The sequence below is a fragment of the Kitasatospora sp. NPDC001664 genome, assembly GCF_053596675.1.
This window is the reverse complement of sequence record NZ_JBSFGS010000014.1, coordinates 146,199-163,170: the sequence shown is the minus strand read 5'-3', so window position 1 is coordinate 163,170 and position 16,972 is coordinate 146,199. Positions and strand designations below refer to the sequence as shown.

The following is a 16,972-nucleotide window of genomic DNA, read 5'->3' as shown; positions in this document are numbered from 1 at the left end:
ATTGATTTATAGATGTTTCGCGCAGGATTGCGCAAGAGCACTCGCGCGAGATGAACTGTGGGAAGCTGATCCAGCCGCGCCGGAGACCTCCGGCGCGGGCGCTGCGGGAGAGGGGCGGCACCAAGCGTGTCCAGGTACGAGCGGTGGAACGCACTGCTGGAACTGCTCAACGAGCACGGCAAGTTGGAGGTCGAGGAGGCCGCCGAGGCGCTCGACGTCTCCGCCGCCACCATCCGCCGTGACCTGGACCAGCTGGCGCGCCAGCAGATGGTCACCCGGACCAGGGGCGGCGCGGTGGCGCACAACGTCAGCTACGACCTGCCGCTGCGCTACAAGACCGCCCGCAACGCCGACGCCAAGCAGCGGATCGGCGCCGCGGTGGCCGAGTTGATCGCCCCGGGCGAGGTGGTCGGCCTGAACGGCGGCACCACCACCACCGAGGTGGCCCGCGCGCTGGCCGTGCGCCCGGAGCCGGACGGCGGGTCGGGCCAGGCGCTGACCATCGTCACCAACGCGGTCAACATCGCCAACGAGCTGACGGTCCGTCCGCAGGTGAAGATCGTGCTCACCGGCGGGGTGGCCCGGCCGCAGTCCTACGAGCTGATCGGCCCGCTGGCCACCCTGGTGCTCAACGAACTCGCCCTGGACGTCACGGTCCTGGGCGTGGACGCGCTGGACGCCGAGCACGGCGCCACCGCCCACAACGAGGGCGAGGCGAGCGTCAACCGGCTGCTCGCCGAGCGGGCCCGCCGGGTGGTGGTGGCGGCCGACTCCTCCAAGCTCGGCCACCGGGCCTTCGCCCGGATCTGCGGAGCGGAGCGGATCTCGGTCCTGGTGACCGACGACGGCATCTCCGCGGAGCTGACGGCGGCCTTCACGGAGGCCGGCGTGCAGGTGATCACGGCCTGAACGGCCTTCACCCATTAGCGCGTTGCGCCTGATGCAACGTCAGCCGAGATTCGGTAACTACCGTGTGTACAGGTCTGGACCACTGATGGTCCGCGCTGGAAAGGTGGCCGACGCTCCGTCTCCGCCCGAAGGTTGGTCCACCGTTGTCCAGCGCCGCCCGCAGGTCCTTCCTCTCCTCGACGGCCCTCGCCGTCACCGCCGCGCTGCTGCTCAGCGGTTGCGGCGCGCTCGGCCTGGGGGAGGAGGGCGACGTGACGCTCAAGCTGGTCGCGCCGGACTACGGCACCAACCGGGCCACCAGCACCGAGCCGTACTGGCAGGAGCTGGCGAAGAGTTTCGAGGCGGCCAACCCCGGCATCAAGGTCGAGGTCGAGGTGGTCTCCTGGACCGACATCGACACCCGGGTCGCCGAGCTGATCAAGAGCGGCAAGTCCCCCGACCTGGTGCAGACCGGCGGCTACGCAGACCAGGTCGCGGCCGGGCGGCTCTACCCCGCCGGTGACGTGCTGACCATCGAGACCCAGGCCAACATGCTGGCCTCGATCTCCCAGGCCGGGCAGGTGCTCGGCAGTCAGTACGGCATTCCCTTCACCACCTCCTCCCGGCTGTTCTTCTACAACAAGGCGATCTTCGAGAAGGCGGGCGTCACCGCCCCGCCCGCCACCTGGGACGAGCTGGTCAAGGCGGCCAAGAAGATCAAGGAGAAGGTGCCGGGGGTCACCCCGTACGCGCTGCCGCTCGGCCCGGAGGAGGCCCAGGCCGAGGGCCTGATGTGGGCCACCTCCGGAGGCGGCGGCTTCGCCGACGACGCGGGCAACTACAGCATCGACAGCGACGCCAACCAGAAGACCTTCGACTGGCTGCGCACCTCGCTGGTCAACCCGGGCCTGACCTACAAGGACCCCGGCGCGGTCAACCGGGCCACCGCCTTCGAGGACTTCGCGGCCGGGAAGGTGGCGATGCTCAACGGCCACCCGCAGCTGGCCCTCAACTCCGACAAGTCGGGCGTCCAGTACGGCACCGCCCCGCTGCCCCGCAGGGACGCCCAGGGCAAGGCCTCCTCGATGGGCGTGGCCGACTGGATGATGGCCTTCAAGGCCAACGGGCACCGGGCCGAGATCAAGAAGTTCCTCAGCCACGTCTACCAGAAGGAGAACGTCATCAAGTTCGCGTCGATGTACAACCTCCTGCCGGTGACGCAGGACGCGCGCGAGGAGATGGCGGCCTCCGGCCACAACATCAAGCCCTTCCTGGACGCGCTCACCAACGCGCGCTTCTACCCCTACGGCGAGACCTCCTGGGACCGGGTCAGCGGCCTGCTCAAGAAGCAGCTCGGCGGCGCCGTGAAGAACGACGGACAGGGGGTCCTGTCCGGTCTCCAGGGCGCCGCCGCGGAGGCCGCCGAGCAGAGCCGGCGCACCTCGGGGGGCTGACGGCCGCTCAGGCCCCTTCGGGGGCCTCGGGGGCCTCGGGGGCCTCGGGGCCGAGGTCGATCGCGTAGGCCTTGCGGAGGGTCTCGTGCACCGTCCAGGTGGTGCGGTCGCCCTCGCGCAGGATCCCGACGGTGCCGGGGGCCAGCTCCAGGGTCTCGCCGCCCTCCACCGCGACGGTGGCCCGGCCGCTCACCACCACGAACATCTCGTCCGCCTCGGTGTCGGTCGCCACGCCCGGGGTGATCTGCCAGATGCCGCGCAGCCGGCGGCCGTCGGGCGACTCCCAGAGCAGCTTGCCGGACACCTCGGGGGCGCCGGAGACGATCTGCGAGGGGTCGAGCGGGTCGGGCTCGAGGTCGGCGTCGGGGATGCTGAGAGCGAAGCTGTGGTCCATGGGGTCGACGCTAACCCGGGCGGCGCGACGGGCGGGGGAGCAGACTGTGTCGCCCTGGCCGGGCAGAATGACACCCCGTAAGTGGAGGTGGCCGACATGCCCGACCTGACCGACCGCGAACGCGCGGTGCTCGCCCTGGAGGGCCGCGGCTGGCGCACGGCCGGCGCCAAGGAACGCGCCGTCCGGGAGGAGCTCGACCTCTCCGCCACCCGCTACCACCAGCTCCTCAACGCCCTCCTGGACCGCCCCGAGGCCCTCGCGGCCGACCCGGTCCTGGTCAACCGCCTACGGCGGGTCAGAGAGCGCAAACGAGCAGAACGTTGATGGCGGACGAGGTTGCGCCCCGCAGGGGCGCGGGGAACTGCGCGCAGGGGAACGGCACCACGTGCAACTGGCTCGCCTGCCCCGATCTCGCGCTGGGCCGCCTTCCGTACTCGCGCAGTTCCTCGCGCCCCTGGGGCGCTGCAACTGGACCTCGCGTTCCGGTGTGAGCCGTCCGTCGCCCGGTTAGGGTCGGAGACATGGGTATCCCTGAGCCGAGGACGGAAGCCGGGCGGGTGGGGCTGCGTGCCCTGGTCGAGGAGCCGCGGAGTGCGGTGGTCGCCCTGGACTTCGACGGGACGTTGGCGCCGATCGTGGCCGATCCGGCCGCCGCGCGGGCCGAGCCGGCCGCGGTGGCGGCGCTGCGGGCGCTGCTGCCGTTGGTGGGCGGGGTCGTGGTGGTGACCGGCCGTCCGGCGGCGGTGGCGGTGGAGTACGGGGGGTTCGAGGGCCTCGGGCTGACCGTGCTGGGGCAGTACGGGGCGGAGCGCTGGGAGGCGGGGGTGCTGACGGCGCCGGAGCCGCCGCCCGGGGTGGCCGCGGCGCGGGCGGAACTGCCGTCGGTGGTGGGGGAGTCGGGCGCCTGGGTGGAGGACAAGGGGCGGGCGCTGGCGGTGCACACCCGCCGGACGGCCGACCCGCAGGCGCTGTTGGAGGAACTCCGGGCTCCGCTCGCCGGGTTGGCGGACCGTCACGGGCTGATGGTGGAGCCGGGCCGGTACGTGCTGGAGCTGCGTCCACCGGGTGTGGACAAGGGCGGGGCGCTGACGGAGTACCTGGCGGGACGTCCGGGGGCGGCGGTGCTGTACGCCGGTGACGACCTGGGTGACCTGCCCGCGTACGAGGCGCTGGAGCTGCGCCGCAAGGGCGGTGGCCCGGCCGTGCTGGTCTGCAGTTCGGCCGTCACGGGCGAGCGCCAGGTCGCCGAACTCGCCGACCGGGCCGACCTGTTGGTCCCCGGACCGACCGGTGTCGCCGAGCTGCTGCAGGCCCTGGCGGGCGCGCTGCGCTGAAGCGCCGCGCGCCCGTGCCCGAAGTGGGGGTACGGGCGCGCGGCGGCGGTCTCAGGCCCGCGGCGGGGCCGTGGTGGAGCGGATCACCAGCTCGGGGTCGAAGAGCAACTCGCCCGTGGGGACGGGCCGTCCGGCCACCAGGGCGAGGACGCTGCGGCCCACTTCGAGCGCCAGCCGGTCGGCGGGCTGCCGGACGGTGGTGAGCGGCGGGTCGGTGAACTCCGTGATGATGGTGCCGTCGTAGCCGACCACCGAGACGTCGTCCGGGACGGAGAGGCCGTGTCGGCGCAGGCCGCGGATCGCTCCGAGGGCCATGAAGTCGCTGGCCGCGACGATCGCGGTGGCGCCCTGCTTGAGCAGGCCGGCGGCGGCCGCCTGGCCGCCCTCCACGGTGTAGGACTGGCGGAAGACCCAGCTCTCGGCGTCGGCCAGGCCGCGCCGCTCCATGGCGGCGAGGAAGCCCTCCACCCGGCGGTCGGCCGGGTGGTTGCCGGCCGGGCCGGAGGCCATGCCGATCCGGCGGTGGCCGAGGCGGTGGAGGTGGTCCACCGCGAGTTCGGCGGCGAGCGCGTCGTCGGTGGAGAACACCGGCGCCGGATGCCCGTCCGCGAACTCGCCGTTGATGCCCAGGTAGGGCACCCGGCGGTCGCGCAGCAGTTCGTAGGTCTCGACGTCCGCGCCGTCCACCGTGTTGCTGGCGGAGAGGAAGACCACGGCGGCGATGCCGCGGTCGACCAGGGCGGAGACGAACTCGCGCTCCTGCACCCCGCCGGGGAAGGCGGGGCAGAGCACCATCTTCAGCCCGTGCGGGGCGAGCGCGGACTCGATCCGCTCGGCCACGTCGGCGAAGAACGGGTTGGACACCCGCTCCGTCACCACGGCGACCAACTGGCCGGGCGTGGAACGCTCGTAGCCGAGCTCGGACATCGCCCGCTCGACCGCGTCGCGGGTCTTCTTGGCGACGCCCTGCCGCCGGTTGATCACCCGGCTGACGGTCGCCTCGCTGACACCGGCGCGAGCCGCGAGTTCGGTGATGCCGACCTTCATTCCGCCCCTTCCACCTCGGTGGCCCCCACCGGACCACTGAGCACGGCGAGTCCGGACCTCGGCACCGGCAGCGCGTGCAGGCCGGGCGCGAGGCCCAGCGGCCTGCGCTCGATGATACGGCCGGACGGTCCGTAGGCGGTCAGCTCGGTCTCGCCCCCGGGCTCGGCGACCTCCAGGACGATCCGGTCGGAGGCCGAACCGTTCACCAGCACCAGTTCCTGACGCCAGGTCAGGTCGACCGGGACGACCTGCTCGGAGTGCACGCTGACCAGACCGGTGCCGTCCAGGTCGGCGCGGACCACGGGGTAGAGCTCGTCCGGGCGACCGGGCTCCACCACGCCGTCCAGCAGCACGCCGCGCAGCCTGGTCCACTGGCCGAGCCAGAAGGCGATCGCGGCCCGGTGGTCCTCGGGCACCTCGGTGAGCCGCACCGAGACCTGCGGGACGGAGTGCAGGGCGCCGATCAACTGCCGGGCCACGCTGTGTGCGGGCGCCTCGCGGTGCCAGAGCAGCATGTCCGAGTGGACCGCGCCGCCGATCGCCAGGAAGGCGGTGTCGATGGTGCGGACCCGGTTGGCGGTGGAGTCCGCCGGGCAGTCGAAGGAGCGCAGCAGGTTCCCGTACGGGGCCATGCCGGGGCCGGTGTACGGCTGGCGCAGCTCCAGCAGCAGGCCGGGGCGGACGAGTTCCAGCTCGCGGCGGACCTCGGCCAGCAGCTCGGTCATGGCCCGGCCGACGTCGGGGCCGCCGTCGCCGGCGTGCACCATCGCCTCGTCCAGGAAGTCCAGCTTGAGGCCGTCCAGCCCGTGGTCGTGGACCAGCCGGACGCAGAGCGCGACCACGTGCGCCCGGACCTCGGGCAGCCGGGGGTCCAGCACGTAGGCGCCGGGGACGCCGGCCCGCACGGTGGGCCGCCACCTGTCGTACGCCTCGGAGTCCGGGCCGACCAGCAGCGGGGCGACCCAGAGCAGGTAGTGCAGGCCCAGGCCGCGCACCTCGGCGACGTGCGCGGTCAGGTCGGGGAACTTGGCCGGGTCGGGCCGCCAGTCGCCGCAGCCGGCGTAGCCGCGGCCGTGGCCGCCGAGCTGCCAGCCGTCGTCCAGGATCAGCGCGCCGAAGCCCAGGGTGGTGGCCAGCGCGGCCTCGGCGGTCACGGAGTCCGCGTCCACCTGCTGGTTGAAGGCGTACCAGGTCGAGTACACCGGGGTGCGGGCGCCGTCCGGCACCGGCATCGGGGTGATCCCGGCGGCGTACCACGCGCGCAGGGTGCGCATCGCGGTGGCCACCGAGGCCGAGCGCGGGACGAAGAGCAGCCGGTGCCCGCCGGGGGCGGGGGGCAGCAGCAGCTGCACCACGAAGCTGTCGGTCTCCTCGGAGACCCCGAACCGCAGCCGCGCCTCGGGCACCGGGTCGGCGGCCGCGAAGGTGAGCAGGGTGGTGCCGGCGTGGTCGTAGAGGCAGCCGGTGGCGAGTGCGTCCACCAGCGAGACCGCGGCCTTCCCCTCCCAGTCCGCGGTCAGGGTCCGGCGCCAGCCGCCCTGCGGGTGCCAGTAGCCGGCGGCGTCGCCGAGCGGCACCGAGAGCCGGACCTCGACGGGCCCGCCGTCGGCCGAGTCGACCGCCACCATCCGGATGCCGGAGGGGAGTTCGGTGCTGGACCAGTGCCCGCCGGGCACCGCGACCGAGACCAGGTCGAGCAGCGGCTCGAAGGTGGCCGGGGCCAACTCGGCTGTGGTGACTGCCTCTTGGCCGATCTGGTCGATGTGGTTGATGGTCATTCCTTCACCGCCCCTGCGAGGAGTCCGGAGACGAAGTGCTTCTGAAGTGCCAGGAAGAGGGCCGCCATCGGCAGGGCGGCGATCGCCGTGCCGGCCAGGATGGCGCCGTAGTCGGTGTCGTCCACGCCCTGCAGCGAGGCCAGCGCGACCGGGATGGTGAGCGCGCTCTCGCTGCGCAGCACCGTGAGCGGCCAGATGAACTCGTTCCACTGGAAGAGGAAGAGGAAGATGGCCAGCGCGGCCAGCGCGGGCCGCATCGGGGGCAGCGCCACCCGCAGGAAGAGCCGCAGTTCGCCGCAGCCGTCCACCCGGCCGGAGTCGAGCAGCTCGTTCGGGAGGGTGGACATCGACTGCCGCATCAGGAAGATGCCGAACGGCAGCGCCAGGTTGGGCAGGATGACGGCCTGGTAGGTGTCCAGCCAGGTCAGCTCGGCCATCAGGCGGAACAGCGGCACCAGGGTGACCTGGGACGGGATCACCAGACCCAGCATCAGGAGGCCGAACAGCGCCTCCTTGCCCTTGAACTCGAACTTGGCGAAGCCGTAGCCGGCCAGGGTGCAGATCACCCCGGCGGTCAGCGTGTAGACCACCGCGATGCCCAGGGAGTTGCCCACCACCCGGCCGAAGTCGGCCTTCTCCTGCAGCGAGTTGAGGTTGTCCAGCAGGTGCCCGCCGGGCAGCAGCGGCGGCGGGGAGGTGAAGATCTCCTTGGAGCTGTGGGTGGCGGCGATGATCAGCCAGTAGAACGGGACCAGGACGGCGGCCAGGGTGATGGCCAGCGACCAGGTCAGGCCGATCGACTTGGCGGTGCGGTGCTCGGTGCGGGCGCTCATGACTTGTCCCCCAGCAGCTTGAACTGGACGAGGCCGAGGGCACCGATGATCAGCGCCAGCGCGTAGGCGATCGCCGAGGCGTAGCCGAAGTCGAAGTACTTGAAGGCGTTCTGGTACAGGTACATGCCGATGGTCAGGGTCGCGTTGTCGGGCCCGCCGCCGGTGAGGACGTACGGCTCGTCGAAGATCTGCAGGGTGCCGATGGTGGAGAGCACCGTGGTGAGCAGCAGGGCCGGCTTGATGCCGGGCAGGGTCACGTGCCGGAACGCCTTCCAGGCGCCCGCCCCGTCCACCGCGGCCGCGTCGTACAGCTCGGCGGGGACGGACTGCAGGCGGGCGAGCAGGATGACCGCGTTGTAACCGGTGTAGTGCCAGGTCAGTGCCAGCCCGAGCGAGATCTTCGCCCAGAGCGGGTCGGTCAGCCAGGGGACGTCCGCCCCGAGCAGCCAGTTGACCAGGCCGTACTGCTGGTTGAGCAGGACGGAGAAGATGATCCCGTAGGCCACCAGGCCGGTGATCATCGGCAGGAAGAAGCCGAGCCGGAACACGGACCGGGCCCGCAGCAGCGAGGAGTTGAGCGCCACTGCGAGGCCGGTCGCGAGGGTCAGCATGAGCGGCACCTGGATCGCCAGGATGACCGCGCTGTTCCCGAGGGAGGTCCAGAACAGCGGGTCGTCGAGCAGCCTGGCGTAGTTGTCCAGGCCGGCGAAGGTCTCGGTGCCTCCGGTGGAGCGGTACAGGCTGAGCCGGAACGAGGCGGCGATCGGGTAGACCTTGAAAGCCGCGAACAACAGCAGCGCCGGGAGGACGAACAGGTACGGCAGCGCACGCCGCCTCGCCGGGGTCATCGAACGACCTTGCGCCCGGTCTGCTGGGCGAGCTGGTCGGCGGCCTGCTTCAGGACCTCGGCCGGGTCGGCACCCTTGAGCAGGACCTTGGTCTGAGCGTCCGTCACCACCTTGAGGGCACGGGCGTAGTCGGCCGAGTAGTTGGTGGCCGGCGACGGCGTCTGCAGGGCCTTGAGGAAGATCTCGCCCTGCTTCTGGCCGCTGAAGAACGGCGACGGGGTGTGGAAGGCCGAGTCCTCGTAGGCGGACATCAGGGCCGGCGCGATGCCCTTGCCCTTGTAGATGGCGACCTGGGAGGCCGGGCGGGTCAGCACGAACTCGATGAAGCTCCAGGCGGCGGCCTGCTGCTTGCTGGAACCGGAGACGGCCAGGTGGGTCGAGTTCACGGTGGCCGCGTTGGTGCCGCCCTGGCGGACGGCCGGGGGGAGCCGGACCTTCCACTTGCCGGCCTCCTGCGGTACCAGGCCCTCGATGATCCCGCCGAACCAGGTCGGCCAGGGCAGCACCGCGGAGGTGGTGTCCTTGATGGAGTTCTCCAGCGCGCTCCAGCCGCCGGACAGGTCGGCGACCAGGCCCGCGTCGTTCAGCTTCTTGATGATGGTCATCGCGGTGACCGCCTGCGGCGAGTCCAGGGTGATCGCGCCGTCCATGTTGAAGTAGAAGGCGCCCTGGAGCTGGAGCAGCAGCTGGAAGAAGTTGGCGGCGTCGGCCTGCGAGGCGGGCTTGTCGATGCCCAGCAGGTACTTGCCGGTCTTTTCCTTGAGCTTCTTGCCCGCCTCGATGACCTCGTCCCAGGTCTGCAGCCCCTCGACGTCCACCCCGGCCTGCTCGAACAGGTCGGCGCGGTACCAGAAGCCGCCCGAGTTGGCCTCCCACGGCAGGGCGTTGACCCGGCCCTTGGGCGCCACGGTCTCCCACAGGCCGGCGGCGAAGGCGTTCTGGTACTTGGTGGCGCCGAGCGGGCCGAGGTCGGCCAGGCCGTTCGGGAACTTCTCGACGTAGCTCGGCAGGTAGTCGACGCCGATGTGCAGGACGTCGGCCAGGCCGGCGCCGCCGGCCGCCATGCCGGTGGTGATCTTGTCCCAGATGGCGGGGTTGCCGATGTCCTGGACGGTGACCTTGATGTCCGGGTACGCCTTGTTGAACTCCGGCAGGAGCGCCTTGAGCTGGGCGGCGGGGCCCTGCCAGCTCCAGACCGAGATCTCGCCCTTCTTGGCGTCGCCCGCGCCGCCGCCCTTGGCGTCGGTGCCGGCGCCGGTGCCGGAGCACGCGGTGGTGAGGCCGGTCAGCCCGGCGCCCACGGTGATGGCGCCGCCGAGTCTGAGCAGTCCGCGTCTGTCGAGGTCCATGGTGTCTGCCTTTCGAGGGTGGGTGACGGCTGGACGTTAGCAACGCTGCCAGCAGACTTGCAATGGCGTGATGAAAACTTTCTTCGCCGGTGTGCAAGAGGATTGAAAGCCTTAGCGCGGGCTGTTAGCTTCGCTGCACCCTCTACAGGCGACCCAGGAGACCCTGATGCGACGCGCCTCAACGACGCTGCTCACTGCTCTCGCACTGCTCGCACCGCTCGCCCCACAGACCTTCGCGGTGGCCGAAGCCGCCACCGCCAAGGTGCCGACCGTGGTCAACCCCGGTTTCGAACTCGGCACCCGGGGCTGGAACTTCACCTCCGGCTCCGGAGTGGCCACCAACTACCCGCACGGCGGCGCCAAGCTCGCCTACCTCGACGGCGGCCCCGGGTTCCGGATCAGCCAGACGCTGACCGCCCCGGTGGACGGCCGGTACGACATCTCGGCCTGGATCGCGGCCGGCGGCCAGGGTGGCCGCTTCGCGGTGAAGGTCAACGGCGCGGAGGCCGGATCGGTCACCGTTCCGGCCCGCTTCGAGTACGCCCGGCACACCGTCAGCCGGGTCGGGGTGCACAAGGGCGACAAGCTGGAGATCGCCTTCGAGTCCGGCGACGCCTGGCTCAACATCGACGACGTGATGATCTCCCCGGCGGCCCCGGCCGACCCGGTCGCCACCTCCTCCGACCCGCGGGTCGTGGAGATGTTCGACTGGGCCAAGCGCAAGGCCAACTCCTGGGTGCTGCTCGCCGGTTCGACCGGCCCGGTGAACGTCGACGAGAACAACCGCTTCGGCACCGGCGCCGCCGTCTACGGCCCCTCGTACTGGGCGGGCTACGCCAACCGCAGCGGCTACTACTCCCGCGACATGGCCCACCAGGTGGTCGGCGCCCAGGTGCTCGGGCTGACCGCCGAGAACCGCACCATGCTGCGCTCGTTCGCGGCCTCGGCCACCGAGGCGCACAAGTACTACCCGGTCTGGGCGCACAACTTCGACACCGGCACCTACCTGAGCATCGACTACCGCCGCCCCGACCTCTTCGTCCGCGAGGTGCCGGCCCCGTTCGAGCTGGTGGAGAAGGCGGCCCAGGCGTACCGCTGGAGCGGGGACAAGGCCTACGTCGAGGACGAGGTGTTCTGGGACTTCTACCGGCACACCACGGAGGAGTTCGTCGCCCTGCACAACCAGGCGAAGCCGAACGGCGGGGTGGCCGTCGCGGAGGGCACCGGCAAGGGCATCTTCTCCGGCACCGCCAGCTACAACGAGCAGGGCAACGAGAAGCTGGCCGAGGCCGGTGACGGCATAGCCGCCCAGTACCAGGCCTACCTCGGCCTGGCCGCGCTGGCCCGGGGCAAGGGCGACACGGCGCTGGCCGCCAGGGCCGAGCAGCAGGCCGCCGCCCTCAAGCAGTACTTCAACTCCGAGTGGAGCGGCGCCGGTTCGGGCGCGGACATGGTCCGGGCGTACTCACTGGACGGCACCGCGTTCAAGGGCTGGGGGCTGGAGAACAGCTGGTTCATGCCGATGAAGCGGATCATCGAGGCCGGCCCGCGCAACGAGGCCTACCTGGACTACGTGGACACCCAGGCGGCCGGCCCCGACGGCCCGTCCAACATCGAGGCCTTCACCTACCTGCCGGACACCTTCTTCGCCAACAACCGCAACGACGCCGCCTGGAAGTGGATGAAGTACGTCTACGACCAGCGCGACGTGCAGCACGTGAACGCCTCGCAGGGCCCGAACGGCGACTACCCCGAGGTCTCCTTCACCCTGGTCGGCCAGACCGTCTCCGGCCTGCTCGGCCTGGAGCCGGACGCCCCGAACCGCAGGCTCACCACGCAGTCCCGGCTGCCCGCCGGGATGGACTGGCTGCAGGTGGACGACATCCCGGTCGGCAAGGACCGGATCGGCCTGCGTCAGGACGGGGTCAACCGCTCCACCCTGACCAACCACTCGGCGAGCCGCACCTACACCTGGGAGGCCCGGTTCGCCGGCAGCCACCCGACGCTGAGCGTGGACGGGGTGGCGCGCAAGGCGCGGACCAAGGTCGAGCACGGGGTCACCTACACCTACCTCACCGTCAAGGTGGCGGCGGGGCAGACGGTCTCGGTCGCGGTCTGACGACCCGTCCGGGCCGGTGGGGATCAGCCCCCCACCGGCCCGGACGGCCCGCTCACTCGCCGCGCAGCGCGTGCAGCTGGTCCAGGAACCACTGCTGCGGCGGCAGCGCGGTGGCCGCGGCGGCCAACCGCTTGGTGCGGTCGGCCCGTTCGGCCTCCGGCATGGTGAGGGCGCGGTGCAGCGCCTCGGCGGTGGCGATCACGTCGTAGGGGTTCACCACCACCGAGTCCTCGCCCAGCTCGGCGTGGGCGCCGGCCTCCCGGGAGAGCACCAGGGCGCAGCCCGCGTCGGAGACCACCGGGACCTCCTTGGCGACCAGGTTCATCCCGTCCCGGATCGGGTTGACCAGGGCCACGTCGGCCAGCCGGTAGGCGGCCAGCGAGCGCGGGAAGTCGTCGTTCACGTGCAGGATCAGCGGCTGCCAACCCGCCGTCCCGAACTCGTCGTTGATCTCCTGGGCGGTCCGCTGCACGGCGGCGGTGTACTCGCGGTACTCCGGCAGGTCGTGCCGGGAGGGGTAGGCGAAGGCGACGTGCACCACCCGGTCCTGCCACTCGGGGCGGGTGCGCAGCAGGTGCCGGTAGGCCAGCAGACCGCGGACGATGTTCTTGCTGAGCTCGGTGCGGTCCACCCGGACGATGGTCCGACGGTCGCCGACGGCCTCCCGGAGGGTGGCCAACCTGGCGTCCACGTCCGGCTGGTGGGCCCGCTCGCGGAGGAAGTCGGCGTCCGCGCCCAGCCCGTGCACCCCCAGTGCGGTGGTCCGCCCGGCGTGGGTGACGGTGAGTGCCGCGCGGTCCACGACGGCGCCCAGCACCGCCTCGCAGCAGTCCGCGAAGGCCAGCGCCCAGCGCCGGGTGAGGAAGCCGGCCCGGTCCGCGCCGAGGATGCCGGTGAGCACGTCGGCCGCCACGTCGTCCGGCAGCAGCCGGTAGTACTCGGGCGGGGCCCACGGGGTGTGCGAGAAGTGACCGATCCTCAGGTCCGGCCGCAGCTCGCGGAGCAGGGCGGGGGCGAGCGAGAGGTGGTAGTCCTGCACCAGGACCGCGGCGTCCGGTGCGGCCTCGGCGGCCAGGGCCTCGGCGAAGGCGGTGTTGTAGGCCCGGTAGGAGTCCCACTCGCGGCGGAAGCGGTCGTCGAAGACCGGTGCCACCGGGGTCTCGTACAGCAGGTGGTGGACGAACCAGAGGGTGGAGTTGGCCACCCCGTTGTACGCCCGGGCGAATGTGCCGGGGTCGATGTCGAGCATCCGGACGGCCTGACCGCCGACCTGGTGCCCGGCCAGGTCGAGCCGGCCGTCGGGGGCCTGCCGGGCGGCGGTGCGGTCCGCCTCGGAGAGGGCGGCGCACACCCAGACGGCGGACGGGTCGTCGATCGCGGAGAGCCCGGAGACCAGCCCGCCGCCGCCTCTGCGCAGCGTCAGCGACCCGTCGTCCTCGGCGGTGAAGGACACCGGCCCCCGGTTGGAGGCCACCAGGATGGGGGCGGCCCCGGTCTGATTCGAACGTTCGGTCGCGAGATCGGCCATGTCACCAACCTTGCCTCGCACCCCCGGGGGCAAACCAGTCGGCACACGGGGGCTCACCGTCGGTGGTACTCCGGCACGGTCACCATCGGCGGCCGCTCCAGTGCGCCGACCGGATGGGTGTGGGCGGTGAACTCCCGGCTGGCCGGGTCCCGGGTGAACTGGGTGAGCAGCGGACGGACCAGGTCCTGCGTGCTCTTCAGCCGGTCGGTCCGGTCCAGCCGCTCCAGCGCGGTGCGGTAGATCGTCGCCGCCATCCGCCCGAGGGCCTGGCCGTCCTGGTGCCGGTGGTGCCGCACCCCGACGTCCACCTGGGCCAGCGCGTCCAGCCCGGCCAGCTCCAGCGCGTCCACCAGCAGGCCGAGCTCCACCCCGTAGCCGGTGGGGAAGGGCAGCCGCTCCAGCAGGGACCGGCGGGCCGCGTACTCGCCGCCCAAGGGCTGGACGAATCCGGCCAGTTGGGGCCAGTGGAGGTTCAGCAGGGGGCGCGCCACCAGCTCGGTGACCCGCCCGCCGCCGGCCGGGACGACGGCCCCGTCGGTCTCCAGGGGCCGGTCGTACATCGCCTTCACCAGGTGGATCGACGGGTCGGTCAGCAGCGGCCCGACGATCCCGGAGACGAAGGCCGGGTCGAACTCGCGCAGGTCCGCGTCCACGAAGCAGACGATCTCCCCGGAGGTGGCCAGCAGCGAGCGCCAGAGCACCTCGCCCTTGCCCGCCACCGCCGGCAGCCGGGGCAGCACCTCGTCCCGGTGCACCACCCGGGCGCCGGCCTCCGCCGCGATCCGGGCCGTGCCGTCGGCCGAGCCGGAGTCCACCACCACCAGCTCGTCCACCAGCGGCAGACGCTCCATCAGCTCGCGGCGGATCACCCGGACGATCCCGCCGACGGTCGACTCCTCGTCCAGGGCCGGCAGCACCACGCTGATCGTCCCGGCCGGCCCCGCCGCCCGCTTGGCCGCCAGCAGTGCCTCCAACGGCCGGTCGCCGGCGCTCCAGGAGCGCCGGCACAGCCAGTCGGACACCTCCGGCAGCAACTCCTCGGCAGGGTCGGACGGCTGAGGCTGGTCGGGCACTGTCTCGTCTCCTCGCGCTTCGCATCTCGTACCTCGGACGGCCGGTTCCCGCTCCGGCGCCTTCGGATACAGTCTTCGTACTGCGGTCAGACCTTCGCACGTCGGGGTCGGCCGGAGAGCAGGACCACAACTTCACAGAGCTCATCCAGAGGGACTGAGGGAACGGCCCGTTGACGTCCCGGCAACCTTCTCGCGCGATCAGGCCCATCTGCGGCCACGGCGGGACAGGTGCCAATTCCGGCCTGTGGCGCGACCGCGTCACGGGGAAGATGAGGAGAGAGGCCTCCGCCACCATGGCTACCGCTGTTTCCGCCGCACCCACCGTCGACCTCGGGCCCGCCGACCAGCTGTCCTGTCGCGAGTGCGGCACCAAGTTCCCGCTCGGCCCCAGCTTCGCCTGCCTCGAGTGCTTCGGCCCGCTGGAGATCGCCTACGACTTCGGCTCCGCGGACGCCGAGGCGCTGCGCAAGCGGATCGAGGCCGGCCCGGCCTCCATCTGGCGCTACGCCCCGCTGCTGCCCGTCCCGGCCGACGTGGCCTCCAAGCCCAACCTCAACCCGGGCTGGACCCCGCTGGTGAAGGCCGACAACCTCGGCCGCGAGCTCGGCTTCACCGCCCAGCTGCACGTCAAGGACGACTCGGGCAACCCGACCCACTCCTTCAAGGACCGCGTGGTGGCCTGCGCCATCGAGGCGGCGCGCGCGTTCAACTTCACCACCCTGTCCTGCTCCTCCACCGGCAACCTGGCCGGTGCGGTGGGCGCGGCGGCGGCCCGGGCCGGCTTCAAGTCCTGCGTGTTCATCCCGCACGACCTGGAGCAGGGCAAGGTCGTGATGGCCGGTGTCTACGGCGGCGAGCTGGTCGGCATCGAGGGCAACTACGACGACGTGAACCGCTTCTGCTCCGAGCTGATCGGCGACCCGGCCGGCGAGGGCTGGGGCTTCGTCAACGTCAACCTCCGCCCGTACTACGGCGAGGGCTCCAAGACCCTGGCGTACGAGATCTGCGAGCAGCTCGGCTGGCGCCTGCCGGAGCAGATCGTCATCCCGATCGCCTCGGGCTCCCAGCTCACCAAGATCGACAAGGGTCTGCAGGAGCTGATCAAGCTCGGCCTGGTCGAGGACCGGCCCTACAAGATCTTCGGCGCCCAGGCCGAGGGCTGCTCCCCGGTCTCCGCCGCCTTCAAGGCCGGCCGCGACGTGATCAAGCCGGTCAAGCCCGACACCATCGCCAAGTCGCTGGCGATCGGCAACCCGGCCGACGGCCCGTACGTGCTGGACATCGCCCGCCGCACCGGCGGTGCGGTGGAGGACGTCACCGACGCCGAGGTGGTCGAGGCCATCAAGCTGCTGGCCCGCACCGAGGGCATCTTCGCCGAGACCGCGGGCGGCGTGACCATCGGCGTGCTGAAGAAGCTGGTGGAGACCGGGCAGCTCGACCCGGCCAAGGAGACCGTGGCGATCAACACCGGTGACGGCCTGAAGACCCTGGACGCCGTCTCCGACGCCGGTCTGACCGCCACCATCCGCCCGACCCTGGAGTCCTTCCGCGCGGCCGGCCTGGCCTCCGCCTGATCCCCCCTCAGCACCGGTTTAGGAGTACCCCCATGAGCGCCACCGTCCGCATCCCGACCATCCTGCGCACCTACACCGGCGGCGCCGCCGAGGTGGCCGCCGAGGGCGCCACCCTGGCCGCCGTGATCGCCGACCTGGACGCCAACCACCCCGGCATCGCCGCCCGGGTGCTGGACGACGCCGGCAAGCTGCGCCGCTTCGTGAACGTCTACGTGAACGACGACGACGTGCGCTTCGCCGAGGGCCTGGAGACCGAGATCAAGGACGGCACCAGCATCTCGATCATTCCGGCCGTGGCCGGGGGCTGCTGAACCGGCTGCTCCGCAGTACGGCGCAATCGACGGGCCGTCACCGCGACCGGAACGAATGATTCCGGTTATTCGGTGGCGGCCCGCCGCATGTCGCGGTGAATTTCCGTCAGGTGCCAGGGGGTAGAGTGCGGAGTCGGATCGGAGGTTTCGAATCCCGTCCGGCGGTACGGCTGAGTCGTGCACGCAGGGCCCGTCCGTCGGTTGAGACGTCGGGCGCCCGCGGTGGGACGGGAAGTGTCAGGCCAGCGTCAGGAATCTGACAGCGTCTCCTCCCGATTGGTCCGCTATGCCCGGAGCGAATTGCCGCTCCCTGAGGCTTTCCTCCCGTCACATCCCTTTCGTCACACGGTGAATTCGGCGAAGTTGACCCTGTTGCAGAGGGCGTCTGTCCGGATACATTCAGCGGCGGTCGGCGCGTTCAAGCAATGACCGCGGCTACGCC

At 71.5% G+C, this 16,972-nt stretch carries 15 protein-coding genes and 1 riboswitch; of the genes, 7 read left to right on the top strand and 8 right to left on the bottom strand.

Annotated features, from left to right (window positions below):
- Positions 1 to 126: 126 nt before the first annotated feature.
- A complete protein-coding gene (locus tag ACWCYY_RS21330; RefSeq protein ID WP_345283678.1) occupies positions 127 to 909 on the top strand; it encodes a DeoR/GlpR family DNA-binding transcription regulator in 783 nt (260 codons plus the stop codon).
- Between the two features lie 143 nt (positions 910 to 1,052).
- On the top strand, positions 1,053 to 2,342 hold the full coding sequence (locus ACWCYY_RS21325; RefSeq protein WP_345283680.1) for an extracellular solute-binding protein: 1,290 nt from the start codon (positions 1,053 to 1,055) through the stop codon (positions 2,340 to 2,342).
- 7 nt (positions 2,343 to 2,349) lie between these two features.
- On the opposite strand, the gene ACWCYY_RS21320 is transcribed toward ACWCYY_RS21325, so the two are convergent.
- Positions 2,350 to 2,736 (bottom strand): cupin domain-containing protein, encoded by a 387-nt coding sequence (locus tag ACWCYY_RS21320; RefSeq protein WP_449796934.1) that lies wholly within the window; start codon positions 2,734 to 2,736, stop codon positions 2,350 to 2,352.
- Positions 2,737 to 2,832: 96 nt separating this feature from the next.
- On the opposite strand from ACWCYY_RS21320, the gene ACWCYY_RS21315 reads away from it, so the two are divergent.
- The gene (locus ACWCYY_RS21315; protein ID WP_449796933.1) at positions 2,833 to 3,060 is read left to right on the top strand and encodes a DUF3263 domain-containing protein; all 228 of its coding nucleotides are present in this window, start codon (positions 2,833 to 2,835) and stop codon (positions 3,058 to 3,060) included.
- Between the two features lie 197 nt (positions 3,061 to 3,257).
- Positions 3,258 to 4,070 (top strand): trehalose-phosphatase, encoded by an 813-nt coding sequence (gene otsB, locus ACWCYY_RS21310; RefSeq protein ID WP_345283687.1) that lies wholly within the window; start codon positions 3,258 to 3,260, stop codon positions 4,068 to 4,070.
- Positions 4,071 to 4,121: 51 nt separating this feature from the next.
- Here the strand turns inward: otsB and ACWCYY_RS21305 are convergent, their stop codons facing one another.
- From ACWCYY_RS21305 to ACWCYY_RS21285, 5 genes are read right to left on the bottom strand one after another with little or no spacing between them, the layout of a single operon-like run.
- The gene (locus ACWCYY_RS21305) at positions 4,122 to 5,117 is read right to left on the bottom strand and encodes a LacI family DNA-binding transcriptional regulator (RefSeq protein WP_345283689.1); all 996 of its coding nucleotides are present in this window, start codon (positions 5,115 to 5,117) and stop codon (positions 4,122 to 4,124) included.
- Entirely contained in the window at positions 5,114 to 6,895 is a 1,782-nt protein-coding gene (locus tag ACWCYY_RS21300) for a glycoside hydrolase family 36 protein (protein ID WP_449796932.1), read from the bottom strand. Before ACWCYY_RS21300 ends, ACWCYY_RS21305 begins: the two co-directional genes overlap by 4 nt.
- Positions 6,892 to 7,728, bottom strand: coding sequence for a carbohydrate ABC transporter permease (locus ACWCYY_RS21295; RefSeq protein WP_449796931.1), 837 nt, complete (start codon positions 7,726 to 7,728; stop codon positions 6,892 to 6,894). The genes ACWCYY_RS21300 and ACWCYY_RS21295 overlap by 4 nt, the downstream gene beginning before the upstream one ends.
- Positions 7,725 to 8,576, bottom strand: coding sequence for a carbohydrate ABC transporter permease (locus ACWCYY_RS21290; RefSeq protein ID WP_449796930.1), 852 nt, complete (start codon positions 8,574 to 8,576; stop codon positions 7,725 to 7,727). The genes ACWCYY_RS21295 and ACWCYY_RS21290 overlap by 4 nt, the downstream gene beginning before the upstream one ends.
- Positions 8,573 to 9,925: an ABC transporter substrate-binding protein gene (locus ACWCYY_RS21285; RefSeq protein WP_345283697.1), complete on the bottom strand. Its 1,353-nt coding sequence runs from the start codon at positions 9,923 to 9,925 to the stop codon at positions 8,573 to 8,575. The genes ACWCYY_RS21290 and ACWCYY_RS21285 overlap by 4 nt, the downstream gene beginning before the upstream one ends.
- A gap of 166 nt (positions 9,926 to 10,091) precedes the next feature.
- Between ACWCYY_RS21285 and ACWCYY_RS21280 the strand changes: the two genes are divergently transcribed.
- Positions 10,092 to 12,044, top strand: coding sequence for a hypothetical protein (locus ACWCYY_RS21280; protein WP_449796929.1), 1,953 nt, complete (start codon positions 10,092 to 10,094; stop codon positions 12,042 to 12,044).
- Positions 12,045 to 12,096: 52 nt separating this feature from the next.
- Here the strand turns inward: ACWCYY_RS21280 and ACWCYY_RS21275 are convergent, their stop codons facing one another.
- Positions 12,097 to 13,572, bottom strand: coding sequence for an alpha,alpha-trehalose-phosphate synthase (UDP-forming) (locus ACWCYY_RS21275; RefSeq protein WP_345283701.1), 1,476 nt, complete (start codon positions 13,570 to 13,572; stop codon positions 12,097 to 12,099).
- A 53-nt stretch (positions 13,573 to 13,625) separates the two neighbouring features.
- A complete protein-coding gene (locus tag ACWCYY_RS21270) occupies positions 13,626 to 14,606 on the bottom strand; it encodes a glucosyl-3-phosphoglycerate synthase (RefSeq protein WP_345283964.1) in 981 nt (326 codons plus the stop codon).
- Positions 14,607 to 14,783: 177 nt separating this feature from the next.
- Positions 14,784 to 14,921: riboswitch (SAM riboswitch) on the top strand.
- 17 nt (positions 14,922 to 14,938) lie between these two features.
- On the opposite strand from ACWCYY_RS21270, the gene thrC reads away from it, so the two are divergent.
- Both thrC and ACWCYY_RS21260 read left to right on the top strand, forming a co-directional pair.
- Positions 14,939 to 16,219 carry a threonine synthase gene (gene thrC / locus ACWCYY_RS21265; protein ID WP_345283703.1) on the top strand — a complete coding sequence of 427 codons (1,281 nt, stop codon included), beginning with the start codon at positions 14,939 to 14,941 and terminating at the stop codon, positions 16,217 to 16,219.
- Positions 16,220 to 16,251: 32 nt separating this feature from the next.
- The gene (locus ACWCYY_RS21260) at positions 16,252 to 16,530 is read left to right on the top strand and encodes a ubiquitin-like small modifier protein 1 (protein WP_345283706.1); all 279 of its coding nucleotides are present in this window, start codon (positions 16,252 to 16,254) and stop codon (positions 16,528 to 16,530) included.
- The last annotated feature ends 442 nt before the right edge of the window (positions 16,531 to 16,972 follow it).